The organism is Arthrobacter sp. FW306-06-A (genome assembly GCF_021870055.1).
GTDB lineage: Bacteria > Actinomycetota > Actinomycetes > Actinomycetales > Micrococcaceae > Arthrobacter.
The window spans coordinates 3,592,630-3,615,963 of sequence record NZ_CP084552.1 but is presented as its reverse complement, the minus strand read 5'-3'; the positions used below and the strand labels follow the sequence as shown (position 1 = coordinate 3,615,963).

21 protein-coding genes and 1 pseudogene are annotated in these 23,334 nt (G+C 67.1%); 8 read left to right on the top strand and 14 right to left on the bottom strand.

Features of this window, described 5'->3' with window-relative positions; genetic code table 11:
• Positions 1-16: 16 nt before the first annotated feature.
• From LFT49_RS16935 to LFT49_RS16925, 3 genes are all read right to left on the bottom strand, one after another.
• On the bottom strand, positions 17-322 hold the full coding sequence (locus tag LFT49_RS16935) for a hypothetical protein (protein WP_236799481.1): 306 nt from the start codon (positions 320-322) through the stop codon (positions 17-19).
• 13 nt (positions 323-335) lie between these two features.
• Positions 336-1,493, bottom strand: a complete 1,158-nt coding sequence (locus LFT49_RS16930; RefSeq protein ID WP_237428855.1) for a S1C family serine protease — start codon at positions 1,491-1,493, stop codon at positions 336-338.
• A gap of 101 nt (positions 1,494-1,594) precedes the next feature.
• On the bottom strand, positions 1,595-2,248 hold the full coding sequence (locus LFT49_RS16925; RefSeq protein WP_236799479.1) for a TetR/AcrR family transcriptional regulator: 654 nt from the start codon (positions 2,246-2,248) through the stop codon (positions 1,595-1,597).
• A 161-nt stretch (positions 2,249-2,409) separates the two neighbouring features.
• Between LFT49_RS16925 and LFT49_RS16920 the strand changes: the two genes are divergently transcribed.
• Positions 2,410-3,156, top strand: a complete 747-nt coding sequence (locus LFT49_RS16920) for a hypothetical protein (protein ID WP_237428854.1) — start codon at positions 2,410-2,412, stop codon at positions 3,154-3,156.
• 25 nt (positions 3,157-3,181) lie between these two features.
• On the opposite strand, the gene paaK is transcribed toward LFT49_RS16920, so the two are convergent.
• Together paaK and LFT49_RS16910 are read right to left on the bottom strand one after the other, a co-directional pair.
• Positions 3,182-4,585, bottom strand: a complete 1,404-nt coding sequence (gene paaK / locus LFT49_RS16915) for a phenylacetate--CoA ligase PaaK (protein ID WP_237428853.1) — start codon at positions 4,583-4,585, stop codon at positions 3,182-3,184.
• 7 nt (positions 4,586-4,592) lie between these two features.
• The gene (locus LFT49_RS16910; protein ID WP_237428852.1) at positions 4,593-5,063 is read right to left on the bottom strand and encodes a hotdog fold thioesterase; all 471 of its coding nucleotides are present in this window, start codon (positions 5,061-5,063) and stop codon (positions 4,593-4,595) included.
• Positions 5,064-5,389: 326 nt separating this feature from the next.
• On the opposite strand from LFT49_RS16910, the pseudogene pta reads away from it, so the two are divergent.
• Positions 5,390-7,513 (top strand): annotated as a pseudogene (gene pta / locus LFT49_RS16905) (phosphate acetyltransferase).
• Positions 7,514-7,585: 72 nt separating this feature from the next.
• Here pta and LFT49_RS16900 read toward each other — a convergent pair.
• From LFT49_RS16900 to LFT49_RS16890, 3 genes are all read right to left on the bottom strand, one after another.
• Entirely contained in the window at positions 7,586-8,785 is a 1,200-nt protein-coding gene (locus LFT49_RS16900; protein WP_442863690.1) for an IS30 family transposase, read from the bottom strand.
• A gap of 484 nt (positions 8,786-9,269) precedes the next feature.
• Positions 9,270-9,560, bottom strand: a complete 291-nt coding sequence (locus LFT49_RS16895) for a hypothetical protein (protein ID WP_237428851.1) — start codon at positions 9,558-9,560, stop codon at positions 9,270-9,272.
• A gap of 271 nt (positions 9,561-9,831) precedes the next feature.
• Complete coding sequence (locus LFT49_RS16890) at positions 9,832-10,011, bottom strand: hypothetical protein (protein ID WP_237428850.1); 180 nt, start codon at positions 10,009-10,011, stop codon at positions 9,832-9,834.
• 208 nt (positions 10,012-10,219) lie between these two features.
• On the opposite strand from LFT49_RS16890, the gene LFT49_RS16885 reads away from it, so the two are divergent.
• The 3 genes from LFT49_RS16885 to LFT49_RS16875 are packed head-to-tail and all read left to right on the top strand — an operon-like array spanning position 10,220 to position 12,283.
• Complete coding sequence (locus tag LFT49_RS16885; RefSeq protein ID WP_237428849.1) at positions 10,220-10,501, top strand: VOC family protein; 282 nt, start codon at positions 10,220-10,222, stop codon at positions 10,499-10,501.
• Between the two features lie 55 nt (positions 10,502-10,556).
• Positions 10,557-11,717 (top strand): acetate kinase, encoded by a 1,161-nt coding sequence (locus LFT49_RS16880; RefSeq protein ID WP_237428848.1) that lies wholly within the window; start codon positions 10,557-10,559, stop codon positions 11,715-11,717.
• A gap of 5 nt (positions 11,718-11,722) precedes the next feature.
• Entirely contained in the window at positions 11,723-12,283 is a 561-nt protein-coding gene (locus LFT49_RS16875; protein WP_237428847.1) for a GNAT family N-acetyltransferase, read from the top strand.
• A gap of 2 nt (positions 12,284-12,285) precedes the next feature.
• On the opposite strand, the gene LFT49_RS16870 is transcribed toward LFT49_RS16875, so the two are convergent.
• The 3 genes from LFT49_RS16870 to LFT49_RS16860 all read right to left on the bottom strand — a co-directional run bounded on the left by LFT49_RS16870 (position 12,286) and on the right by LFT49_RS16860 (position 16,055).
• Positions 12,286-13,482 (bottom strand): NAD(P)/FAD-dependent oxidoreductase, encoded by a 1,197-nt coding sequence (locus LFT49_RS16870; protein WP_236799471.1) that lies wholly within the window; start codon positions 13,480-13,482, stop codon positions 12,286-12,288.
• Positions 13,483-13,486: 4 nt separating this feature from the next.
• On the bottom strand, positions 13,487-13,693 hold the full coding sequence (locus LFT49_RS16865) for a DUF2945 domain-containing protein (protein WP_043452340.1): 207 nt from the start codon (positions 13,691-13,693) through the stop codon (positions 13,487-13,489).
• Between the two features lie 145 nt (positions 13,694-13,838).
• The gene (locus LFT49_RS16860; RefSeq protein WP_237428846.1) at positions 13,839-16,055 is read right to left on the bottom strand and encodes a S9 family peptidase; all 2,217 of its coding nucleotides are present in this window, start codon (positions 16,053-16,055) and stop codon (positions 13,839-13,841) included.
• Positions 16,056-16,212: 157 nt separating this feature from the next.
• On the opposite strand from LFT49_RS16860, the gene LFT49_RS16855 reads away from it, so the two are divergent.
• The 3 genes from LFT49_RS16855 to LFT49_RS16845 all read left to right on the top strand — a co-directional run bounded on the left by LFT49_RS16855 (position 16,213) and on the right by LFT49_RS16845 (position 19,454).
• A complete protein-coding gene (locus LFT49_RS16855) occupies positions 16,213-16,773 on the top strand; it encodes a hypothetical protein (protein WP_237428845.1) in 561 nt (186 codons plus the stop codon).
• 12 nt (positions 16,774-16,785) lie between these two features.
• A complete protein-coding gene (locus LFT49_RS16850; protein ID WP_237428844.1) occupies positions 16,786-18,402 on the top strand; it encodes an FAD-dependent monooxygenase in 1,617 nt (538 codons plus the stop codon).
• A 629-nt stretch (positions 18,403-19,031) separates the two neighbouring features.
• The gene (locus LFT49_RS16845; protein ID WP_236799465.1) at positions 19,032-19,454 is read left to right on the top strand and encodes an Hsp20/alpha crystallin family protein; all 423 of its coding nucleotides are present in this window, start codon (positions 19,032-19,034) and stop codon (positions 19,452-19,454) included.
• Between the two features lie 220 nt (positions 19,455-19,674).
• On the opposite strand, the gene LFT49_RS16840 is transcribed toward LFT49_RS16845, so the two are convergent.
• The 3 genes from LFT49_RS16840 to LFT49_RS16830 all read right to left on the bottom strand — a co-directional run bounded on the left by LFT49_RS16840 (position 19,675) and on the right by LFT49_RS16830 (position 23,322).
• Positions 19,675-20,634, bottom strand: coding sequence for an NAD(P)H-hydrate dehydratase (locus LFT49_RS16840; protein WP_237428843.1), 960 nt, complete (start codon positions 20,632-20,634; stop codon positions 19,675-19,677).
• Positions 20,618-21,409 (bottom strand): histidine phosphatase family protein, encoded by a 792-nt coding sequence (locus LFT49_RS16835; RefSeq protein WP_236799463.1) that lies wholly within the window; start codon positions 21,407-21,409, stop codon positions 20,618-20,620. Before LFT49_RS16835 ends, LFT49_RS16840 begins: the two co-directional genes overlap by 17 nt.
• Before the next feature lie 221 nt (positions 21,410-21,630).
• Positions 21,631-23,322: an alkaline phosphatase D family protein gene (locus LFT49_RS16830; protein WP_237428842.1), complete on the bottom strand. Its 1,692-nt coding sequence runs from the start codon at positions 23,320-23,322 to the stop codon at positions 21,631-21,633.
• Positions 23,323-23,334: the final 12 nt, after the last annotated feature.

Here is a 23,334-nt window from a genome sequence, read left to right as displayed (position 1 = left end):
TCCTGACTCAGTACAACTAGCTTTCGGCGCCCCCGTGCAGGCCGTCGTCGCTGCTGTCGTCCTCGGGGCCGGTGCCCCGGCCGTCCTCGCTGCGGTCGGAGAGGTCCATGTTGCCGCGGGCCTCATCCATGGTGGGGCCGCCGGAGGGGACGCTGTAGGTGTCCGGGCGGACGCCGTGCGACTGTTCCTCGATCAGTGCCTGCTCCTCGCTGAAGCGGATCACGTTGGCTTCATCTCCGGCGTCGCCGGGGATGTCCTCGCGGATCTTTGACGGATCCGGAATGATGAAGCCTGCGTCGGGTTCTTCCTTGGGGTGGCTCATGTGTTTTTCCTTCCTATCGGGTGGTTGTGTTGGCTGGGCGGTCGGTAAGGTCCACCTTGATGTCCAAGGTCTGGTCGGCGCGCTTGACCTTGAAGCCTACGGTGTCGCCGGGGTTGCGCTTGCGCAGTTCCGCCAGGAGCTTTTCCGGCGTGGTGAGCTCCACGCCCTCCATGGACTGCAGGACGTCCCCCGGGCGGATTCCCGCGCGTCCGGCGGGCCCGTCGGCATCGGCAGCAAGGACCACCACCCCGGATCCGGACTGGATACCCAGCTGGTCGGCGATCTGCGGGGTCAGCTCGCCCGGGGTCAGGCCCAGATACGCGTGCTTGGCCGTGCCGTTTTTCAGCAGTTCCTCGGCCACGTCCACGGCGGTGGCGGCGGGGATGGCGAAGCCAAGGGACACGGCGCCGGACGACGGCGGGATGTAGGCCTCGCTGATGCCGATCACCTCGCCGCGCATGTTGATCACGGCGCCGCCGGAGTTGCCGGGGCTGATGGGTGCGTCCGTCTGGATGAGGTCCACCAGCGAGAGGCTGTTGGATGCGGAGCCGGGGATGGAGCGGTGCAGCCCCGAGATGATCCCGGCGGTGGCGGTGTTTTCAAAGCCGAGCGGGGATCCCAGGACCAGCGCGCCCTCGCCCACCTTGGGCAGGTTGCTTTGGTAGGTGGGCTTGGGCAGGCCGGTGCGCTTGGCCTGCACCAGGGCGAGGTCGGTCACGGCGTCGCTTGCCTTGACCGTTCCTTCCACCCGCTGCCCGTCGGCGAACCCCACCTGAACGGTGGTGGCGCCGCGGACCACGTGCTCGTTGGTGAGGATCAGCCCGTCCGCCGAGTACACCACGCCACTGCCCAGGCCGCCCTGCGTGAATATGGTGACGACGGACGGTGACAGGTTTTCCACGAGCTGCGGCAGGTTCCCGGCAGCTCCGGGGTCGGGGCCCGCGCCGGTGGCCGGCGCTGCAGAACCAGAGGCGGCTTGGGTGGAGGGTGCCGGCGTGGCATTGGCCGACGACGATGCCTGGCTTGGGGAGGTGCCGCTGGGATTGGGAGGGCCCGGCGTGCCAGTGCATCCGCTGAGTGCCAGGGCTGCCGTGAGAGCCCCGGCGGCCAGCGCAGTGCCGCGCGCGGGGTAGAGATGGCGTGAACGCTCTGGAGCGCTGGCCTTGCTCATCAGGACCTCCCTGCGGATGGTGGCTTTCTACCACCGTAACGGGGGAGCGGGGAAAATACCAAGCACCCTTATTATCTGGGGCCGGGGAGTTTGCGCGTTCCCTATGTGTCCGCGTGGAGGCCATCGAACGCCATGGTGATGACGTCGTCCGCCAGCCGTTCCGGCGATAGTGCGCCGCCCGGTTTGTACCACTCCACAATGGAGTTGATCATGCCGAACAGCAGCCGCGAAACGGTGCGTGGGTCGATGTCCGCGCGGAGGGACCCCTCGTCGCGGGCCGCCGAGATCAGGCCCGCGACCTTGTGGTCGAAAGCGCGGCGGCGTTCCAGGGCGTCCCGTTCGATTTCGGTGTTGCCGCGCAGGCGCAGCAGCAGGGTGACGAAGGGCAGGCGGTCCACCAGGACGGCCACGGTCTGGCGCAGCACAAACTCCAGCCGGGCATCCGCCGCACCGGAGGTGGCCTCGGGTTGCTCCAGGATGGCTTCGAGCCCGCCCAGGGCGTGGTCGAGCGCGAGCTTGAGGAGGTCGCCCTTGGACGGCACGTGGTGGTAGATGGCGGACTTGGAGATGCCCAGATTCTCCGCCAGGATGCCCATGGAGGTGGCGTCGTAGCCGTGCCGGTTGAAAACATCCACGGCGATGCGGAGCACCGACTGCTGGTCGTAGCCGGGGCGGCCCCGCTTGGCAGTGCCATTCGCGGCGGTGCCGTTGGTGCTGGAGGTTTCGGTGCTGGCAGTTCTGCTGGCGCTGGGCATAGTCGCTATTTTCTCATGAACGTTCGGTAATCGGCCGCAGCCGGGCCGCCGCGGGGACCTTCGGCACTTGGATGTCGATGGCCACCGGGCCACCCTGAGGGGAAAGCTGCCAGGAAGCAGGAGCCCTGCCGCTCCTCCTGAAGATCGAAGGGATGCCAGCTGTGGATGACAATGCTGTTCGCCGGATCACTGGATGGGCCGGCGTCGGGATGCTGGTGTTCTGGGCAGGGCAGTTCCCGCTGTATCTCGCCCAGGACCCCTCCGTTAGTTTGTACGACGGAGCGGCAGGTGCGGCTGAGGCGTACCGGATCCGCAACATCATCTTCACCCGGGTCCTGCTCGATCTCTGCCTCTACGTGGCTGCGATCGTCTTTGCAGCGGGGTTGGGCCATCTCATCGGGCGTGCGGATCCTCGTTACGGCTGGGCCGGGTCCCTGGTGGTCGCCGCCATGGCAGTCTGGGTGGGTGTGACCCTCGTGGCCAATGGAATGGAGGGTGGCCTGGCTCTGGATGCCTTGGCACCTGCTCCCGATCCCTCGGTGAACCGGGCGCTGACCATGGCTTACATGCTGATCTACAACAGTTCCATTGCCTTCGCCATCACCGGGCTCTTCCTGGGCGCGGCAGGCTGGGCGGCGGTGGCCACCGGTGTCCTGCCGTCCTGGACCCGATGGGTCGCCTATGTCGGCGTGGTGCTGTGCGCCGCCGCGGTCCCCTCTATGTACGGCGGCCCCTTGGACCCCTCGGGGTTCTATAACGCTGCCGGCTGGGGCCCGGTGATCATCGCCAATCTGGCTCCGGCGGTCTGGTTTGTGCTGGCGGCCGTGCTGCTGCTCCGCAGGCCCGCTTCCCTGCCGGCCGGCCGGAGTCCCGGCAGGGAACGGACGCCGGGCAGCGCCGAACGCTGAAGCTGCCCGGCGGCCCTGGACGGCATTAGCCTTTCGGACGCAGGTCGTAGATTCGGCGCAGCTTGCCGTTGGACCGCTCCAGCGAACCAGGCTCCACCACGTCCACGGTGCACGAAGAACCCACGTGGATCTTGATCTGTTCCTTCAAGGTGCGTGCCGCCGTCGTGCTCTGCTCAATGGTGACTGCGTCCCGGCGCTCGATGCGCACGGTCAGCTGGTCCATCCGCTGGCCCTCGGGGCGGGTGAGCTCCAGCTGGAAGTGCGGGCTGAGCTCGGGGATGCGGAGGGCGATTTCCTCGATCTGGGACGGGAAGAGGTTCACGCCGCGCAGGATGATCATGTCGTCGCTGCGGCCGGTGATGCGGCCCATGCGGCGGTGTGCGGGGCGTGCGGTGCCGGGCAGCAACCGGGTGAGGTCCTTCGTGCGGTAGCGGATGATCGGCAGGGCTTCCTTGGTCAGGGACGTGAAGACCAGTTCTCCGTGCTCGCCGTCGCGCAGGACGTTTTCCTTGCCAGGGGCCGGGTTGAAGGGGTCGATGATTTCCGGACGGAAGTGGTCCTCCCAGATGTGGCTGCCGTCCTGGGTCTCCACGGCCTCGCCGGCCACGCCCGGACCCATGACCTCCGACAGGCCATAGATGTCGCAGGCCTTGATGTTCATCATCACCTCAAGCTCGTGCCGCATCTCCTGGGTCCACGGCTCGGCGCCCAGCACGGCGAACTTCAGCGAGGTGGAAGCCGGGTCGATGCCCATGTGCGCCATGGCGTCGGCGATGGTCAGCAGGTAGGTGGGGGTGGCCAGGATCGCGTCCGGCTTGAAGTCCTGGATCAGCTGGATCTGGCGTTCGGTCTGGCCGCCGGACATGGGGATGACGGTGCAGCCCAGGGCCTCGGCGCCGGCGTGCGCGCCCAGCCCGCCGGTGAACAGCCCGTAGCCGTAGGCGTTGTGGACCTTCATGCCGGGGCGGATGCCGGAGGCGCGGAAGCTGCGGGCCACCAGCTTGGCCCAGTCGGCCAGGTCCTGCTTGGTGTAGCCCACCACCGTGGGCCGGCCGGTGGTGCCGGAGCTGGCGTGGATGCGGGCCACCTCGCTCTGCGGCACAGCGAACATCCCGAACGGGTACTCCTGGCGCAGATCCTCCTTGGTGGTGAAGGGGAAGTTGCCAAGGTCCTCGAGTTCGCGCAGGTCGCTGGGGTGGATGCCCGCTTCGTCGAATTTGCGCTTGTAGAGCGGGACCCGGTCGTAGGCGTAGGCCACGGTGTGCTGCAGCCGCTGGAGCTGCAGGGCCTCGAGTTCGTCGCGGGAGATGGTTTCCTCGCGGTCCAGCCCTTCCGTGGTGGTGGGGTTGGCGTCCGTGCCGGCCGGGCTGGCTGCTTCCGCCGGGTTGGAAACGGCAGCGGCGGGGGTTTCGGGGGCATGCAGGGTCATGGTTTTCCTACTTCTTGGGGATGGTGCGGCTGCGTCCGCGGAACTCGGCGATGAGCTCGCCCGGGGAACTGGGCTGGGTTTCGGAAGCCGGCGTTGCGGCGTCGGCGGCGAAGATCTGGATGTCGTAGAGCCCGCTGCGTCCGGCGCTGGAGCGGCGGTCCGCGACGGCGGTGAGCACCTGGCCGCGGAATGCCGGCTTGAGGAAATTGATGTCGACGCCGGAGGCGACGGTAATGGTGCCTTCCTCGCCCGGTGCAGGGTGGATGGGGTTGCACGCGAGGGCGAAGGCGGTGTCGCCGAAAGCGAAGATCATTCCGCCGTGGGCCATGCCGAAGCCGTTGAGCATTTCCTGCCGGAGCGTCATCCGGATAGTGGCGTGGCCGTCGCTGATGGCGAGGACCTCGATGCCCATCCATTCGGAGGCATAGTCGTTTTCCAGGATGGGGTGGGTGGCCCCGGAAAGGGTGGTCTCAGCCATGCGTCATTGCCTCCAGCTTTATTTACCGAATGTTCATTAGGTAATCCCATGAGGGGTCCGGTGTCAAGGGGATGCGTGCCTTCCTGCCCACTTACATCGGTGGCCCAACCCGCCAAACGGGGGACACGCCGTCGTCCGCGGCGCGCCGCACGGTGGCGGTGAAAGCAACCGGGCGGGAACGCATGACGGCGGCCCCGCACCTTTCCCCGCGAAGTGGCACTTGGCGGCAGTCCCGGCGCTGAACACTGCCGCCAAGTGCCATTTCGCGGGGAGGGAAGTGCAAGGATGGGGGTACCGGCACCAGCAAGGACAGCAAAGGGCGGACCATGGCCAAAGGCATCTACGTCAGCGCAACAACTCCTGGATCAGGCAAGTCCCTGATCGCCCTCGGGCTGGCGGACACCCTGCACCGGCACGCGGACCGGATCGGCTTCTTCAAGCCGGTGGTCCACGGCCCCTCAGCCGCCGATGACCCCATGGTGGCACTGATGAAGTCCCGGTTCGCCCTGGACGATGACCGGTGCCGCGGCGGCCTGACCTACGAGGAGGTCCGCACCCTGCTCGCGGAGGGAAACCGGGCGGAGATCGACGCCAGGTGCGTGGAGATCTTCGCCGACATCGCCCGCCTCTGCGACGTGGTGATCGTCGAAGGCACCGACCTGGTGGGCCAGGACTCCGCCGTCGAATTCGACTTGAACGCCCGGCTGGCCAACAACCTCGCCACCCCTGTGATGGCGGTGGTAGGCGCCAAGGGCCGCACCGTCAGTGAGACGGCCGCCGCCGTTGAAGTTGCCCGCAAGGAACTCGCCGCCGAGAAGTGCGCGCTGCTGGCCATCATGGTCAACCGCGCGGACGCTGATGACCTGGACGCCATGGCCGCCGCCCTGAAGCCGGGTGCCTCCGGCCGGCCGGTCTACATCCTGCCGGAGCTGGAGGAAATTGCCAGGCCCACGACCGGTGAGGTGGCCATGGCGCTGGGCGTGCGGCAGATCGCGGGTACGCCGGACATGGAGCGCGACGTCTAGGACATCAAGGTGGCCGCCATGAACGTGGGCAACTTCCTGAACGTGCTGGATGAGGGCGCGCTGGTGATCGTGCCGGGGGACCGCGCGGACGTGATGGTGGCCTGCCTGGCGTCCTCGTTCTCGCCCGAGTTTCCCGTGCCGTCTGCACTCATCCTCACCGGCGGCCTGGCCCCGGACGCCAACATCTACCCGCTCCTGGCCCAGGCGCCGTTCCCGGTGTTCGCGGCGGACGAGGACACGTACCAGACGGCCCGCCGGGTGTCCGAAGTGCGCAGCGAGATCTGGTCCGGGCACCGGCGCAAGGTGGCTTCCGCCCTGGGGCTGTGGTCCCGCCGGGTTGATGAGGCCGAACTGGTGGAGCGCCTGCACCTGCCGCGGGCGGAGCGGATGACGCCGCTGCGGTTCCTGCATGACCTCGTCGAGCGGGCCCGGGCGCAGCGCCGGCACGTGGTCCTGCCGGAAGGAACCGACGTCAGGATCCTGCGCGCGGCCGAGATCCTGCACCGCCGCGACGTCTGCGACCTTACCCTGCTGGGCCCCGAATCCGCCGTCCGGGAACTGGCTGCGGCAAACGGCATCGACCTGTCCGGTATCAGTGTCATTGATCCGGCCACGTCCGAGCTACGGCCGAAGTTCGCCGAGAAGTACGCCGAGCTCCGGGCGCACAAGGGCGTGGACCTGCCCAAGGCCCTGGAAATCATGCAGGACGGAAGCTACTTCGGCACCATGATGGTTCAGCTGGGCGTGGTGGACGGCATGGTCTCCGGCGCCGCCCACACCACGGCGCACACCATCCGGCCGGCGCTCGAGTTCGTGAAGACCCGGGAGGGTGTGAAGATCGTGTCCTCGGTGTTCCTGATGCTCATGCCGGACCGGGTGCTGGTCTACGGCGACTGCGCCGTGAACCCGGACCCGAACGTGGAGCAGCTGGCGGACATCGCGCTCGCTTCAGCGGAGACCGCCGCGCAGTTCGGGGTGGAGCCCCGCGTGGCGATGCTGTCCTACTCGACGGGCGGTTCGGGCTTCGGCGAGGCGGTGGACGAGGTGCGGCAGGCCACCGAACTGGTGCGCCAACGCCGGCCGGACCTGGCCGTGGAAGGTCCCATCCAGTACGACGCAGCCGTGGACGCCTCGATCGCCGCATCCAAGATGCCCGGTTCCTCGGTGGCCGGGCAGGCCACCGTGTTCATCTTCCCGGACCTCAACACGGGCAACAACACCTACAAGGCCGTGCAGCAGAGCTCCGGTGCCGTCGCAGTTGGGCCGGTCCTGCAGGGGCTGCGGAAGCCGGTCAACGACCTCTCCCGCGGCTGCACGGTGGAGGACATCGTGAACACGGTGGCCATTACGGCCATCCAGGCGCAGGCCCAAAGCCCGGCGCAAGCCCAAAGTCTCCAGGCTCCAGCAGAGGCACCGGCCTCCTGAAGGACCACGCAGAAAAGTACGACGCCGGCACTTCGGAGGCGGTTTCTAGGGGTCGTTGCAACACTGCTGGTGTTATGTGGTCATTAGTAGATCACGCAGACGCTCGGCTGGGGTGTCCCAGCCGAGCGTTTTGCGTGGTCGGCTGTTGAGTTCTTGGGCGACGTGTTCGAGGTCTTCGGGGCCATAGATGGATAGGTCCGTGCCTTTTTCGAAGTATTGGCGCAGCAAGCCATTGGTGTTTTCGTTGGAGCCGCGTTGCCAGGGGCTGGCGGGGTCGCAGAAGTAGACCTGCATGTCCGTGGCCATGGTGAAGGATTTGTGGGCTGCCATTTCCGCGCCCTGGTCCCAGGTCAGGGAGCCTCGGAGGTGTTCGGGGAGTGTCTTCATCGTGGCGATGAGGCCATCACGGACGGTTTCGGCGGTGTGGTCTCCGGGCAGATGGACGAGCATGACGTATCTGGTGGTGCGTTCAACGAGGGTGGCGATGGCGGACTGGTTGCTTGCCCCGGTGATCAGGTCTCCTTCCCAGTGTCCTGGAACGGCGCGGTCTTCAACTTCGGGTGGGCGTTCGGAGATCATCACCATAGGGTCAGCGAAGCGGGGCTGCCGCTGCTGGGGGTCCTTGTGAGGCTTACGGCGCGTCCGGCCGGTGCGCAGAGCTGCCTGGACTTCACGTTTGAGTCCTCCGCGGGCCTGGAAGTAGAGGGCCTGATAGATCGTTTCTGGGCTCACGCGCATCTCCGGGTCGTTGGGAAACTTCCTGATCAGCTTGTTGCTGATCTGTTCCGGTGACCAGCGCCGAAGCAGCTTCTTCTTCACATACTTTCGTAACCGGTGGTGAGTGACCAGCTTGCTGTCCTTGGGCCGGGGCCGCCGGGCGGTCGCGGCACGTTGGGCTGCATAGGCGTAATACTTCCCATCGTTGACACTGTTCCTGGCCAGTTCCCGGCTGATGGTCGAGGCGGACCGGCCCAGCTCCCTGGCGATCTTCCGGACCGGTGTGCCGGCAGCGCGGAGGTCAGCAATCCGTTCCCGGTCCTGCAAAGTCAGGAATCTGGCATCCAGTGGTTTCTCCAAGGCCGCAAGTGCGGGAAACGCGCCAGAATCGGTGATCGCTTCGTCGGTGGTCAGTGTCATCACACCACTGGTGTAATCGACCCGGCGGCCATCACGGTAGATTCGCCCGTTCCGTGTCCTTCTGACCCCGTTGTCCCATTCCTGGGCCGTGCACCGGTTAATGCCCAGTTCTTTGGCAGCCTCCCGGCGTGTCATTCCAGCTTCGCGGAGCTTGCGGAAATCCTCACGGCTGGGGCCTTCCGTGCGTTTCCGCGCAAGCCCGGCCTTCTGGGTCCACTTGTAACAAGTTTGACGGCTCAACCCCAGTTCGGCAGCGGCAACCGTAGTGCTACCGGTACGCGCCAAAGCCTTGAAGAACGCTGCCTTCACCTCCGGGGTTACTCTCGCCCCACGGACATTCCCGCCATTTATGGTGCCGGCAGATATTCCCGCCTCACGCAGCCACCGGTAGCACGCCGACGGTTTAAGCCCGAGCTCAGCCGCGGCAAGAGCAACACTCCCCGCGCTTGCCAGTGCCCGGAAGAACCCTTCCCTTTCCCCGGAGGTATAGCTCCGTCGAGGGGTCCTGCCCTCGCTTAAAGACGACATGGTCGTTGCAACTCCCAAAACTAAGGGGTGTTGCAACGACCACTAGAACCCAAGGGAAAGTGCCGGCGTCGTACTTTTTGTCGGGGAACAGTCAGCTGTTGTCCGGCTTGGCCAGGCTCTCCGGGTCCTCCTCCTTGGCAGGCTCATCGGAGAGGCCCTGCGGGGTAAGGTCCAGGTCCTCCCGGTTCTCCGGGGCCTCCGGCGCTTCTCCCGTTTCGGCGGCCTTGAGGTGGCCGGTATCGTCCAGGGCCGGGTTGGCGCCCTCCACCCCCGTGGGATCGTCCTTGCTGCCGGAATCCGGCTGCGCGTTGAGTGGGGCGGTGCTGCTGGATCCCGTGTTGGTGGGGTCGTTCTCGTCGATCGAATTGGGCTCGTTCGTCATGGAATTGTCCTCTCGGCGTGGTCCAGCCTTGTTCGCCGACTCTATGCACAGGCTCCGCTGATCCGCAAGGAACCCACGGCGGAGTATCTGTGCCTGGAAAACCTGCCGCCACAAGCGGGTACGGGAAAGGTGCGCCCCGTTCGCTGAGCGCACCTTTTCGCTGTTCCGTTCGCAGCCGTTTCCGATCGGCTGCGTCCATAGTAAGCATACTGATGATAATTTTGGCAAGCTTCCCGTGCCGCTGCAGCGAAAGCCCTTTTAGCGCGGCAGGTCAGGACGAAAAGTCGGCCAGCTGCGCGCTGTCCTCCGGGAATTCGAGGCCCTCCGTGATTTTCCCGCCGGAGATACGGAAGACGAGGATTTCACGCTGGTCCAAGGTCTTGCCGTCGCGCTGCGAATGGGTGGTATGAATTCCAATTGCGTATTTGTCGCCCAGGGCCAAGTCCTCCACGTTCACCTTGATGGACCCGTTCGAGGGGGATTGGCCCCCAAAAAAGCGCCCCCTGAAGCCGGCGGTGACACGGACTGTCCCCTCCCGGGGTCATTGTGGGGCCCTCTGTCGGAGGGGTGGGCTAGCATCGCAGGCATGCCCGGTACAGCCATAACCACCGCCTTCATCCCCGTCCGGAACCCAGACCGCAGCCGACTGGTACAGCCGCATGCTCGGACTCACGGTGGGGCAAGCCAACAACTTCTCGGCCGTCCTCTCCGCCGCGGGAACGGCATCGGTGACCCTCATGGGGCCGGACAGCGGTATCAACGCCCAGCCCGGCCTTGCCTGGGCAACCTGCAACTTCCTGGTCGAGGACCTGGAGGGAGCCCGCGCCCGGCTCGCAGACAACGGGGTTGCCGTTGGCGCCATCACGGGCGCCCCGGACGTCTGCCTCTTCTTTACAGCCCAGGACCCTGACGGCAACACGCTGCTGCTGACCGACCGTTAGCCGCGCAACCTATAGTGGGGGTTGAACTGCAGACGCCAGGCTGAGGAGGCCCCGCATGCTCGTGCTCGTCATCAATTCCGGTTCGTCGTCACTGAAGTACCAGGTCCGGGACGTGGCCGCCGGGACCGTCCTCACCGAGGGGCTGATCGAGAAGATCGGCGTGGGCAACGGCGGCGGCGGGGATGGCGAATTGGTGGGCCCGCGGGACCATGCGGAGGCACTGGAGCAGGTGGACGCGGCCATCCACCAGGAACTGGGCGACCTGGAACTGGGGGCGGTGGGACACCGGGTGGTCCACGGCGGCGAGCGGTTCGCCGAGCCCGTCTTGGTGGACAACGAAATCACCCGTGCCATCGAACGGCTCAACCCCCTGGCCCCGCTGCACAACCCCGCCAACGTCCTGGGCATCCGCGCCATCACCAAGAAATGGCCCAAAATGCCTCAGGTTGCAGTCTTTGACACCGCCTTCCACCGCACCCTGCCCGAGTATGCCTGGCGGTACGCGGTCCCGGATGAGCTCTACACCAACCATGGCATCCGCCGCTACGGCTTCCACGGCACCTCCAACCAGTACGTTGCGCGCCGGTCGGCAGCGTTGTTGGACCTCCCCGTGGAGGAGTTCGACGGCGTGATCGCCCACCTGGGGAACGGCGCGTCCGTGACCGCGATCCGCGGCGGACGCTCCGTGGACACCTCCATGGGCTTCACCCCGCTCGAGGGCCTGGTGATGGGCACCCGCTCCGGCGACCTTGACCCCTCCATCCTGGTGTTCCTCGGCCGCGCCGGCTGGACGCCCGAGGACCTCGACACCATGCTGAACCGCGAGTCTGGTCTGAAAGGCCTTGCCGGGCACAACGACATGCGCTCCGTGGTGGAGGCCTCCGAGGCCGGCGACGAGCGCGCAGCCATGGCGCTCAGCGTGGCCTCCTACCGGCTGGCCAAGTACATCGGCGGCTATCACGTGGCGGTGGGCGGGGCCAAGGCGCTGGTGTTCACCGCAGGGATTGGCGAAAACTCACAGCACTTCCGGGCCCAGGTGGCGGACCGGCTGGGCGCTCTGGGCATAGAGCTCGACGGCGGCCTGAACGCCGAGCGGTCAAAGGAGCCGCGCGTGATATCCACGCAGTCCTCCGCGATTCCTGTCCTGGTGGTTCCCACTGACGAGGAGCGCGCCATCGCCGAGGCGACGGCCGCCGTCGTTTCCGCCAGCCGCTAAGACGCATGCCGGAGATTTCCCTTCCCATCCGCACTGACCGGCTGGTCCTGCGCCGGTTCGACGGCGGCGACCTGGAAGCCTTCCACGCCTACCACTCGCTGCCGGAGACCGCCCGGTACCTTCCCGGACCGGCCAAGACCTACACCCAGTCGATGGAGCGGGTGGGCCGGTACGCCAACTTTTCCTTCGAGAAGGAGGGGGACTGGGCGGCTCTCGCCATCGAAGCGGCGGATGAGCCCGGGCTGCAGGGCGAAGTGGTGCTCAAATGGCTGCCGGGACGCGGGCAGGGCGAAGTGGGCTGGACCCTGGCACCGGGTGCCCGCGGCAAGGGTTATGGAACGGAGGCCGCCCAGGCCGTCCTGCGCCTGGGTTTCGAGGAGCTGGGCATGCACCGGATTGAAGCCCGGCTGGACGAACTCAACAGTGCCTCGGCTTCACTCTGCGGCCGGCTGGGCATGCGGCTGGAAGCGCGGCACATCGATAAGTGGCACTACAAAGGCCAGTGGGCCACCGAGCTCATCTACTCGATCCTTGCCGATGAGTGGCGCATCGGCACCGCCGGCTAGCGTTACGCCCGTCCCTTGAGGATCAGGTTCCAGTAGATCTTCGGGAAGATGTCGCGGTCCAGCACCCAGGACAGCTTGCTTTCATTCCACGTGGGCAGCCGCGGGATGGTGGGCATGGGCCGGTACCGGTCGTCGAATTCGGCGAACACCACGGTGTCCCGTGACACGGTGAACGGACACACGGAGTAGCCGTTGTACTTGGCCCGCAGCGGCTTTCCTTTCCGGGCTGCCACCAGGTTCTTTGCCACCACCTTGACCTGCTTGCGCAGGGACCCGCCGGACTTGGAGTTGGTGGTGCCCGCGGCGTCGCCCAGGGACCACACGTTGGGGTACCGGAGGTGCCTGAGCGTCTGCCGGTCCACCTCCACGAAGCCGCCTGCGTCCCCCGCGGCGGGCAGGTCCGTGGCCTTGAGCCAGTCCGGGGCCGACTGCGGCGGAACGGCATTGAGGACGTCGTACGTCAGGTCCTCGGTGGTGTTGGCGGCGTTGTTCCGGATGGTGGCCCTGCGGCCGGCCGGGCTCACGGCCACCAGTTCGCTGTTGGTCCGCAGCTCGATTCCGTACTCGGCGATCTTGCGGTCCAGTTCCCGGTCCACCTCCGGCACCCCGAACACGGTGGGGTACGGCTGCACCATGACCACGCGGATTTTGTCCAGCACCCCCTGCCCGCGCCAGTAGTCACACGCGAGGTACATGGGTTTCTGCGCGGCGCCCCCGCATTTGATCGGCCCGGCCGGCATGGTGAAGACCGCCGTGCCGGAGCGCAGGGCGCTGAGCAGCGCCCAGGCCTTGGGGGCCAGTTCGAAGTCGTAGTGGGAGGCGCCGTACGGGGAATGGACGGCGTCGAGCAAGCCGGGCACGCGGTCCCAGTCGTACTGGAGCCCCGGGCACACCACCAGTTGCCCATAAGCTACCGAAGTCCCTGATCCGAGGGTGACCGTGTTGGCGTTCGCGTCCACGCCTACGGCAGCATCCCGGATCCAGGTGACGCCCTGGGGGATCACCGACTCCTGGCTCCGGACAGCCTCCTGGGCCTGTGCCCGCCCGCCGGCGATATGCGAGAACAGGGGCTGGAAGAGGTGGTGGTCCCGGGGCTCGACCACCGCCACGTCCTTGACGCCGTAGCGCTGCAGCCGGGCCGCCAGGGAGATCCCGGCATTGCCGCCGCCGATGATCACCACCTCGTGCTGGGCAGCCACGGCGCTACTTCTTCTCGGTCAGCGCGGACGCCTTGTGCGCTGCACGGGCGCCGGTCTTGTCCGATTCCACCACGTACTGTGGTTCGTCCTCGCTGGCCCGGTGGGTGTTGCCGTCGAGTTCGAAGTCGCTGGTTTTCTTCTCCACGATCCTGCCGTGCGTCTTGCCCTGTGAAGTGTTCCACTCCACGTGCGTTCCCTTGCTCAATGACATGCCTGCTCCTCTGGTATCCCGCCGGAAAACACGTGCCCCCCAATAGTAAGCATGGTTAGCTTTGCCAGGTGCGCGGGTGAACATCGATTGCTCCGTACCTGCCGTTTAGCGGGCCCAAAAGGACAACAACGGAGCAATCGATGGGCTACTTCAGGCCGGCGCCTGGCAGCAGTTCGGTGGCGCCCAGGGCGTCGGCGATGAACGCGTAGTCCCAGGCCCGTTCACGCCACTGCACGTAGCGGCCGGATGCGCCGCCGTGGCCGCCGTCCATCTCGATCTTCATGACAATGGGCTCGGACCCTGTGGTCCTGTTCCGCAGTTCCTGCACCCACTTGGCCGGTTCCACGTAGAGGACGCGGGTATCGTTGAAGGACGTCACCGCGGCGATTTTGGGGTAGGCCACCTCCCGCACGTTCTCGTAGGGGGAGTAGGACTTCATGTAGGCGTAGGCCTGGGGATCGGTGATCGGGTTGCCCCATTCCTCCCACTCCAGGGCGGACAGCGGCAGGTCCGGGTCAAGGATGCTGGTGAGCGGATCCACGAACGGCACCTGGGCCACGATGGCCGCGTACTTTTCCGGCGCCATGTTGGCCACGGCCCCCATGAGGAGTCCGCCAGCCGAACCACCCAGGGCGGCGATGCGGGAGGGATCCACCCAGCCCGAGCCGGCCAACCAGTCCGTGGCGTCCACGAAGTCCGTGAAGGTGTTCTTCTTGGTGAGCTTCTTGCCGTCCTCGTACCAGTGCCGCCCCAGCTCGCCGCCGCCGCGGATGTGCGCAATGACGAACACCACGCCGCGGTCCAGCAGCGACAGCCGGGCAATGCCGAAGCCCGGGTCCATGCTCATCTCATAGGAGCCGTACCCGTACACCAGGCCCGCCGCCGTCGAATCCTGCTTGACGGCCTTGTGCCGCAGGACCGACAGCGGGATCCGCGTGCCGTCGGCCGCCGTCGCCCACTCACGGGTGTTAACGTAGTCGCTGCCGTCGTAGCCGCCCAGCACGGGGCTTTCCTTGCGCAACAGCAGTTCGCCGGAGGGTCGCTCCGGGGTGGGCAGGACGAAGTCGTAGATCCGGGACGGCGTGAAGTAGGAGGTGTAGCCCAGCCGAATCACAGGTGCCTCATAGTCGGAGCCGCCCACGCCGGCGGTGTAGAGCTCCTCATCGAATGCCGGCTCCACGGGCTCCTGCTGCGCGGGCGTGCCAAGCCCGGCCAGCCCCAGCACCTGGACCCGCTCGATGGTGTCCTTGCGGATGGAAACGATCAGGTGCGTGGAAGTGACGCCCGCGCCGTTGACGCGCACGTCGTTGGAATGTTCGACGACGGTCTGCCAGGTCTGGTCAGCCAGCGGCCTTTCCAGCTCGGCCGGGTCCGCCAGGGAGACCATGGAGTTGATGGCGCCGCGGTTGTGCGTGAGCAGGATTTTTTCTTCGCCGTCGAGCAGGAAGGGCTCGGCTTCGTACAGGATCCGCTCGTCCCGGGAAATCACGGTGCTGACTGTTCCGGCGGGGTCGTCAAACCGGAGCAGCCTGGTTTCGCTGTACTCAGAGCACCCGATGCCCAGCACCAGGTGGCGCCGGTCAGCGGAAAGCTCGAAGCCCAGCCACATGGCGGGGTCGTCCTCCTGGTACACCACCGCGTCCTGGGCCACAGGGGTGCCCAGGACGTGGGACTTCACCTGATAGGGGCGCCAGGACTCGTCCACCACCGTGTAGAACAGGCGGGTGCCGTCCGGGGAGAAGGCAACACCGTAAAAGATGTTTTCGATGACGTCCGGCAGGAGCTCACCGGTGCGCAGGTCCTTGATCCGCAGCGTGAAACGTTCATCACCGGAGTTGTCCACGGCATAGGCGTAAAGGGTGCCGTCAACGGTGACGGCGGTTCCGCCTACGGAGAAGAACGGCTTGCCTTCGGCCTCCACGTTGCCGTCCAGCAGGATCTCTTCGCCGGGGATCTCCATGCCGGGTTCCACGGCCGGCGGGGTCCAGTCGGCCACCTTGTCCCCGGTGTCCTGTGCCTTCACCCGGCAGTGGATGCCGTACTCCTTGCCTTCGGCCGAGCGGCTGAAGTACCACCAGCCGTCCTTCCGGTGTGGGACGGAGAGGTCGGTTTCCTGGGTACGGCCCTTGATCTCCTGGAAGATGGCTTCGCGGAGCGGTTCCTGGTGCGCAGTGACGGCTTCCTGGTAGGCGTTCTCGGCCCGCAGGTGCTCCACGACCTCCGGCGACTCCTTGTCCCGCAGCCATTCGTAGTTGTCCACGAACGTCTCCCCGTGGTGGATGCGTTCGGTGGGGATCTTCTTGGCCACCGGGGGCGCCGGGATCGCAGTGCCGGTGGAATCCTGCAGGGAAGTGGAGGTCATGGATTCAATATATAGACCGCCCCCAAGAAGTCGGCAGGCCGTTCGCTGACGGGGGAGACGCCGCAGCCCTAAAGGGGCGAAAGACTCTGGAGCTTTGCGTCCACATCCCGGCAGGCTGGAGGGGCGCGGCAGGAAAGCGCAGGTAAAGGAGAACGCCATGACCCCCGAATCCGGTCCGGCTCCCCGGTCCAAGGCCTGGCTGGCGGTGGCCCACAGCGTCAGAACGTCCTGCGTCATGCTGGCGCGCCGGCAGGTGCACCTTCCCAAGGACAACGTGGGCCGGGTCCTGCGCTTCGCCGACGGAAGCACCTCGCGGGTCTACCGGGAGACCGCCGTCGACCGCCTGCCCGCCGAGCCCTGCGTGCTGGTGGTGGCGTTCACGCTGCGGCTGGTGCGGGGCCGGGCGCACCGCCTCTTCGAAGCGGAAAGCATCCTGAACACCCCGCTCTTCGTAGGGTTCCCGGGCTTTATCTCCAAACTCTGGTGCGCCCACGACACCTTCGGCGCCTATCGCGGGCTGTACGAGTGGGACGGCGCCGAGCGCGCCAGGAACTATGCGTCGGCCCTTTGGCGGGTCCTGGAACTGGTCAGCGTCTCCGGATCGATCAGCTACAAGGTGCTTCCCGGGCTGCGCCGCGAGGAGGTGCTGGCGGACCCGGCCAGGATTGCGGCCGCCGGAACCGACCACGCCTGGTGGCGGCTCCGCGTGAAAAAGTGACGGCCCGTGGGCATGCCAGGCAAGCAAGGGACGACGGCGGACACGGACGTTCTAGTGGTCGGCGCAGGTCCCGCCGGGCTCACCACCGCACTCCAGGCCCTTGCCCACGGCGCCACCGTGCGGGTGGTGGACCGGCGGGATCACCGGGTCCGCCCCTCACGGGCGCTCATGCTGCATGCCCGGGCACTGGAGGGACTCCGCCCGCTCGGTGTAACCGCTGGCCTGCTGGAGCGGGCGGACACTGCGCCTGAGGCACGGATCCACCTGGGGCGGCGGGTGGTTGAAGCACGGCTGGGGCACGCAGATCTTCCGGACACCGCCTTCCCGCACCTGACGCTGGTCCGGCAGGCCGACGTCGAGGAGGTCCTGTGGCAGGCGCTGCAGGACAGAGGCGTGATGGTGGACTGGGGTGTGGAGTTCCGTGGCCTGCACCAGGACAACGGCGGGTTGCAAGCGCTATCAAGCGGACTGGTCCGCGCCGAGCTCCAGGGAGCCCACGGGCCGGGGCATCACGTCTCCCGCTTTTTGGCCGGCTGCGATGGGCAGTCCAGCACCGTCCGCGGCATCACCGGCGCGCAGTGGCGCGGAGGCCCGTACCCCGTGGAGGCGGTCCTGGCCGACCTCGAACTCGATGGTGGCCTGGACCCCGGGCTGCTGCACGTTGCGGTGGGGCAGGCCGGGCTGGCCTTCCTCTTTGCCCTGGGCGAGGGGGCTACGTGGCGGATGCTGGCCACGCGTCCGGCGGTCCCGGATTCCGGCGCCCGCTTCGGCCAGCTGGGTCCGCCCATACCGCCGGAGGAGGTGGCGCAGCTGGTGAAGGACTCGGGCCTGGAGGCCAGCGTGCGGGAGGTGGGCTGGTCCGCCCGGGTCCCGCTGCAGCACCGGATTGCCAGCACCTTCGGGAGCAGCCCGGTCTTCCTGGCCGGCGACGCGGCGCATGCCCACTCCCCGGCGGGCGGCCAGGGCATGAACAACGGCATCCTGGACGCCCTCAACCTCGGCTGGAAACTCGGGTTCGCCTCGACCGCCGGCAGGCCGCTTCCGGAACTGCTGCAGACCTACGGGCAGGAGCGGCTGCCCGCGGCCCGGCGGGTGCTGGCGCTGACGCACCTGATCTTCTTCGGCGAAGCCTCGCCGCATCCGGCGGCACGCCTGGCCCGCAGCATCCTGCCGGCGTTCGCTCCGGTCATGCCGCTGCTCCTCCGCCGGCGGTGGCTCATCGCCAGGGGAGTCAGGCTGCTGGCCCAGCCGTTCGTGAACTACCGGAACAGCGCCATCTCGCGTGAGGGCACGCCCAAGGCCCGCGGGTGGCCGCGGCCCGGCAAACGGCTGCCCGATGCTCCGGCTGCGGTGGATGGACGCTCCGTCCGCCTGCATGAGCTGACCGCGGTGCCGGGACTCCACCTTTTGCTGGAGCGCGACGCCGGCCCAGTCGCGTTGGACGCCATCCCCGCCGTTGCGTCGATGGACAGCCAGCCCCGGCTGCTGCATGTCCACCGCCTCACCAGCCACCCCGGCACGGGAGTGGCCGGCATCAGGCCCGACGGCTACGTGGGCTTCCGCTGCGGCGAGGCGGACCCGGTCCAGCTCCGCGACTGGCTGCGGCTGGTCGGTGCCGTGCGGGACTAAGGCGCCCTCCCGCCGTCGTGATGCTCTATCAGTTATGGCTCCTAAAAGGGCCCTTTGGGGACCACATCTGATAGAGCAACGGGGGTAGTTGAGAAGGGGTTGCGGGCGTAGTCTGGTCAGTTCAAGGCACATCGCCCGGTGTGTGATTCGCCCAGTGTTTGATCCGATCAGCGTGAGAGGGGAATTTCCATGACCATCCCGCCAGTGCACGAACCTGAGCCATTTCCGCCCGAACCCGGTCCCGAGCCCACATCGCCGGATCCCACCCAGCCGCGGCCGCCCGGTCCGCCGTCCCCCAACCCGTTCCCGGCACCGCCGGCGCCCGGCCCGCTGCCGGTCCCGGATCCAGGTCCGGCGCCGCTTCGTCCCGACCCCACCAGGGACTGACCGAAAACCTTAAAACAGTGACTCGATGAAGGGCCTTCCGCGCAGCAGCAGCTGGGTGGAAGGCCCTTTTCCCTGGTGCCGTCGACTGCGGAGTCAGGCCCCGACGGGCAGAAAAATCACCCAAAAACCATGCAGGAACCCCTTGAAGACCTGCTGCTGCGGTGCTAAAAAATCTATATCAGCCAATACAGATCGGCTGATGTGGAAACGATGTTGGACCATCTCTTACGAGGAGGGAAGCCATGTTGATGCGCACCGATCCGTTCCGCGAACTGGACAGGCTGGCCCAGCAGGTCCTGGGTACCTCTGCACGCCCGGCGGCGATGCCGATGGATGCATGGCGTGAGGACCAGGAATTCGTCGTGGCCTTCGATCTGCCCGGCGTCGCTGTGGATTCGGTGGACCTGGACGTGGAACGGAACGTCCTGACGGTGCGGGCGGAACGGCCCGATCCCGTGGGCAAGGACACCGAACTGATCGCCAGTGAACGGCCGCGCGGCGTTTTCAGCCGGCAGCTGATCCTCGGCGACACGCTGGACACGGACAACGTCAAGGCCAGCTACGACGCCGGCGTCCTGACGTTGCGGATCCCGGTGGCCGAAAAGGCCAAGCCGCGCAAGATTGAGATTCAAACGAAGGGGGCAAAGCAGGAGATCTCCGCATAGCCGGCGCAGGGATCCCGCCAAGCGCAGGGACCCGAAGAGGTTCGGAAAAGGATCGGGAGGCGGCCAGATCTGTTGACTGCCTTTTTGGGGCGAATCGCCATCTGTGCAACGCCACAGCGCCAGACAGCGCATCGGCAGCTTAGGCCTCAACCTCCCGACACGGTGGCCCCCGGGTTTAGCCGGGGGCCATCCGCGTGCCCGGGTGTCCTGCCGCCGGGCGTTAGACGCTGAATTCCAGCATCAGGGCAGGCAGTTCGTCGGCCAGTTCGCGGGCCAGGAACCCGAGCGGTCCCAGCCTGACGGCCAAACGGTCCCCCGCGGCTGCGTGCAGGTGGGTGCCCCAGCAGGCCGCTTGGGCGCCGGTGGTTCCGCGGGCACGGAACCCGGCAATGGCTCCCGCCAGGACGTCGCCGCTGCCGGACGTACCCAGCCCGCCGTACCCCGTGGTGATTTTCCACAGCTCCGGCTCGTCCGGGTTCAGGCCGGGCGGCTGGGTGATCAGCCCCTGGCAGCTGACCACGGCGCCGAACCTGGCGGAGATCTCGGCCAGGTCCTTTTCGAGGTCATTCACCTCCCGCCCCAGCAGGACCTCCGCTTCCTTCGGGTTGGGGGTGAGGATCAGCCGGCCGCGCCAGGGGCCGAGTTGGTCCTCCAGGGGCACCAAGGCACCCAACGCGTAGGCATCAAGGACGACGGCGGGACCTTCCTTTGCGCCGGCGTCGCCTTGGGAGCCCCGGCCGGCGTCACCTTGGGCGCCGCTGTTGGATTCCTTATTCTGCCCGAGCAGCGCTTCCAGCAGTTCGCGGGCGAGGTCGGGATGGTCCAGGCCGGGCCCTACCAGGATGACGTCGGCCCGGTCCAGGTAGGAGGAAATGCGGTCCAGTTCCGGTTTGACGGAGCCGCCGGGAGTCTCCGGAAGGCCGATGGACCCGCACTCAGGCAGTGCCACCCCCAGCTGCACTGACACTGACTCGGCCACTGCCAGCGTGACTTTCCCGGCCCCGGCACGCAAGGCTGCGGTGCCGGCCAGAAGGGCTGCCCCCGGGGTGGCCCTGGCCCCGCCCACTACCAACACGGAGCCGCGTGAATACTTATCTTCGCCCGGCGCCGGCAGTGGCCACCCCCGCAGGAGCGTCGCCGTCACCAGCGTGGGCCCGGGTGCGTTATCGTGGGCGGACACTGGTGTCTCCCGCGTGCTGGGTGACCTCGACGCCCTGCTCGGCCAGATGGTCGGCCACGTTGAAGCTCTCCAGCGTCCACGGCCCCACCCCGGAGGGGCGGACAAACTTGGTCAGTGACGCGTTGAGGATGGCCTCCCTGGCTGCCAGGTCCAGCAGTTCCTTTTCGCTGAGCCCTTCCAGGACATACCGGAACAGCATGATTACCGCGTCGTGGCACACCAGCATGACCCGCTGGCCAAGGCCAAGGTTGTTCAGCTCGGCCAGGACGGACCGCAGCCGCAGCGCAACGTCCGCCCAGGATTCCCCTCCCGGTGGCCGGTAGTAGAGTTTGCCCAGCCAGTCACGGCGTTCGGATTCCTCGGGGTAGCGGTTTTCCACGCCCAGCCGCGTGAGCCGGTCCAGGATGCCCAGTTCGCGGTCGCGGAGCCGTTCGTCTATGCGCACCTGCACTGGCCAGCCTGCGGTTTCCACCGCGATCTCAGCCGTCTGGCGGGCACGCGCATACGGGGAGGACACCACCGTGTCAGGGCGGAACTCCTCCGCAATCCGTCCCAGTGCCATGCCCAGCGCCTTGGCCTGGTCCCTGCCGGTGCCGGACAGGTCCACGTCCGCATCCCGGGCGGGAACCTTGATGACCTCCACGCCGGCCTCGCGGGCCTCCGTGGCCGCAACGTTGCCTTCGCTCTCGCCATGGCGGATCAGCAGCAGTTCCACCGCCCCGGCCTGCTGGACGGCCTCCGTCAGGCCGTCGTCGTTTGCTGAAGTGTCCTTCAAGAAATCACCCCGTCCTCACCCTGCCAAATGCTGTGTCGAATGCAGGAACACTACCAACGGCGTACCCAGGGGCAGGCGCAAATAACGACGGCGGCGGCAGCGGACCATACGGCTCGACGCCCATTTTCCTCAGCGACGCGCAAAATCATCGACGCGCCCCGAATATCGGCGCGTCAGGGAATATGCGCGTCGCCAGTGGTTCTGCGCGTCGAGGGCAGGGCTTACCGTTCGGGCGTCAGGACCTTGGAGAACACCGTGGCACCGTTGGCGTTCCGGAGGCTGGCGGTGAAGCTGTTGTCCTCGCCCAGCTGGACGTGGCCGAAGAACTGGTTTTCGCCGTCGCGCGGCGATTCTCCGGCGAAGCGTCCGGTCTTTGCGAACACCACCTCGGGGCCGAAGGTGCCGTCCATGCTGTTGGGGCCGAAGGAGCCGGCGGCGATGGGCCCGGCCACGAACTCCCAGAAGGGTTCGAAGTCGGTGAAGGCAGCACGCTCGGGGGAGTAGTGGTGGGCGGCGCAGTAGTGCACATCGGCGGTGAGCCACACGGTGTTCTTGACGCCGTTGCGCTTGAAGGCGCTGAGCACTCCTGCGATTTCGAGTTCACGGCCCAGGGGAGCGCCGTTGTCCCGGTTGGACAGGCTCTCCTGGTTGACCGGGCCGTCCGGCACCACAATGCCCAGCGGCAGGTCGTTGGCAATCACCTTCCATGTCGCCTTGGACCTGGACACCTCGCGGATGAGCCAGTCCACCTGCTCCTGGCCAAGGATGTTGGTGGCGTAGGGTTCCTTGCCGTCCGTGTTGGGGGACTTGTAGGTGCGCATGTCCAGGCAGAAGATGTCCAGCTGCGGGCCCCGGGAGATCTTCCGGTAGATCCGGGCCGGCTGGTACTGCCCGGCATCATCGAACGTTCCGGGGCGCCAGATGGCCGAGCTGTCGGCGATGGGCATGTTTTCCTGCCAGGCCTGCCGGCCGCGGGCGGCAAGGGTGTTGACGTCCCGCACCGTGTAGCGGGAGTCGTCGATGATCTGGCCCGGATACCAGTTGTTGTGGGTCTCGTGGTCATCCCACTGGGCGATCACCGGAACGTCGGCAAACATGGCCCGCATGTTGGCGTCCATGGAGTTGTAGCGGTGGCGGCCGCGGAATTCGGTCAGCGTTTCGGCAACCTTGGACACCTCTTCCGTGACCAGGTTCCGCCACACCTGCCCGTCCTTTTCCACAACGGTTTCGGCGATGGGGCCGTCGGCGTAGATGGTGTCGCCGGAGTGGATGAAGAAGTCCGGGCGGGTCTGGTGCATGGCCCGGTAGCCACGCATCCCCCCGATTTCCTCGTTGATGCCCCAGCCCTGGCCCGCGGTGTCGCCGGTCCACACAAAGCTTTGCGCGGACGACGCCGGGACGTCGCCGCCGTTTGTGGTGTCGCCGGTGCGGCCCTTGCCGTTGACCGTCCCGGTGTCGGGGGCCGTGCGGAAGCTGCCGCGAACCGTCTCACTGGCCGCGCCGGCGTCGTCGTCGAAGCTGATCTCCAGCGCAAAACGCGTGTTGGACGGCAGGTTGCCGGCGTGGATTTTGGCAGTGAAGTCGGATGCCTGGGTGGCGCGGGGCCCGCGGAGGACCCGCTCAAAGGCGCCGCGCCCGCGCAGCACCTGGCCGCCGTCGTCCACTGCCCGCAGGACCGCCGTCATCCGGCCGGCTCCCGAGGCGCGCGACCACAGCACGGCCGAATCGGAGGTGACATCGCCGGTGGCGATGCCGCTGGGCAGTGTGAGCCGGTTGCGCACCAGGGCGACGCCGGCGGGAGACTGGGTGGCGGCCGTGGCGTTGGCGGCGGGCACGGAGGCCAGCGCGGCGGCGAGGACAGAACTCTTGACGATGGTGCGGCGGGAAACCCCTGCCGGGGAAGACTCGGTCATGTCCTCAGGGTT

Coding starts and splice junctions, on each gene's coding strand:
- LFT49_RS16935 (WP_236799481.1), bottom strand. CDS start 322: ATGAGCCACCCCAAGGAAGAACCCGACGCAGGCTTCATCATTCCGGAT.
- LFT49_RS16930 (WP_237428855.1), bottom strand. CDS start 1,493: ATGAGCAAGGCCAGCGCTCCAGAGCGTTCACGCCATCTCTACCCCGCG.
- LFT49_RS16925 (WP_236799479.1), bottom strand. CDS start 2,248: ATGCCCAGCGCCAGCAGAACTGCCAGCACCGAAACCTCCAGCACCAAC.
- paaK (WP_237428853.1), bottom strand. CDS start 4,585: ATGACCCTGCATGCCCCCGAAACCCCCGCCGCTGCCGTTTCCAACCCG.
- LFT49_RS16910 (WP_237428852.1), bottom strand. CDS start 5,063: ATGGCTGAGACCACCCTTTCCGGGGCCACCCACCCCATCCTGGAAAAC.
- LFT49_RS16900 (WP_442863690.1), bottom strand. CDS start 8,785: ATGACACGCCGGGAGGCTGCCAAAGAACTGGGCATTAACCGGTGCACG.
- LFT49_RS16895 (WP_237428851.1), bottom strand. CDS start 9,560: ATGACGAACGAGCCCAATTCGATCGACGAGAACGACCCCACCAACACG.
- LFT49_RS16885 (WP_237428849.1), top strand. CDS start 10,220: ATGCTCGGACTCACGGTGGGGCAAGCCAACAACTTCTCGGCCGTCCTC.
- LFT49_RS16880 (WP_237428848.1), top strand. CDS start 10,557: ATGCTCGTGCTCGTCATCAATTCCGGTTCGTCGTCACTGAAGTACCAG.
- LFT49_RS16875 (WP_237428847.1), top strand. CDS start 11,723: ATGCCGGAGATTTCCCTTCCCATCCGCACTGACCGGCTGGTCCTGCGC.
- LFT49_RS16865 (WP_043452340.1), bottom strand. CDS start 13,693: ATGTCATTGAGCAAGGGAACGCACGTGGAGTGGAACACTTCACAGGGC.
- LFT49_RS16860 (WP_237428846.1), bottom strand. CDS start 16,055: ATGACCTCCACTTCCCTGCAGGATTCCACCGGCACTGCGATCCCGGCG.
- LFT49_RS16855 (WP_237428845.1), top strand. CDS start 16,213: ATGACCCCCGAATCCGGTCCGGCTCCCCGGTCCAAGGCCTGGCTGGCG.
- LFT49_RS16850 (WP_237428844.1), top strand. CDS start 16,786: ATGCCAGGCAAGCAAGGGACGACGGCGGACACGGACGTTCTAGTGGTC.
- LFT49_RS16845 (WP_236799465.1), top strand. CDS start 19,032: ATGTTGATGCGCACCGATCCGTTCCGCGAACTGGACAGGCTGGCCCAG.
- LFT49_RS16830 (WP_237428842.1), bottom strand. CDS start 23,322: ATGACCGAGTCTTCCCCGGCAGGGGTTTCCCGCCGCACCATCGTCAAG.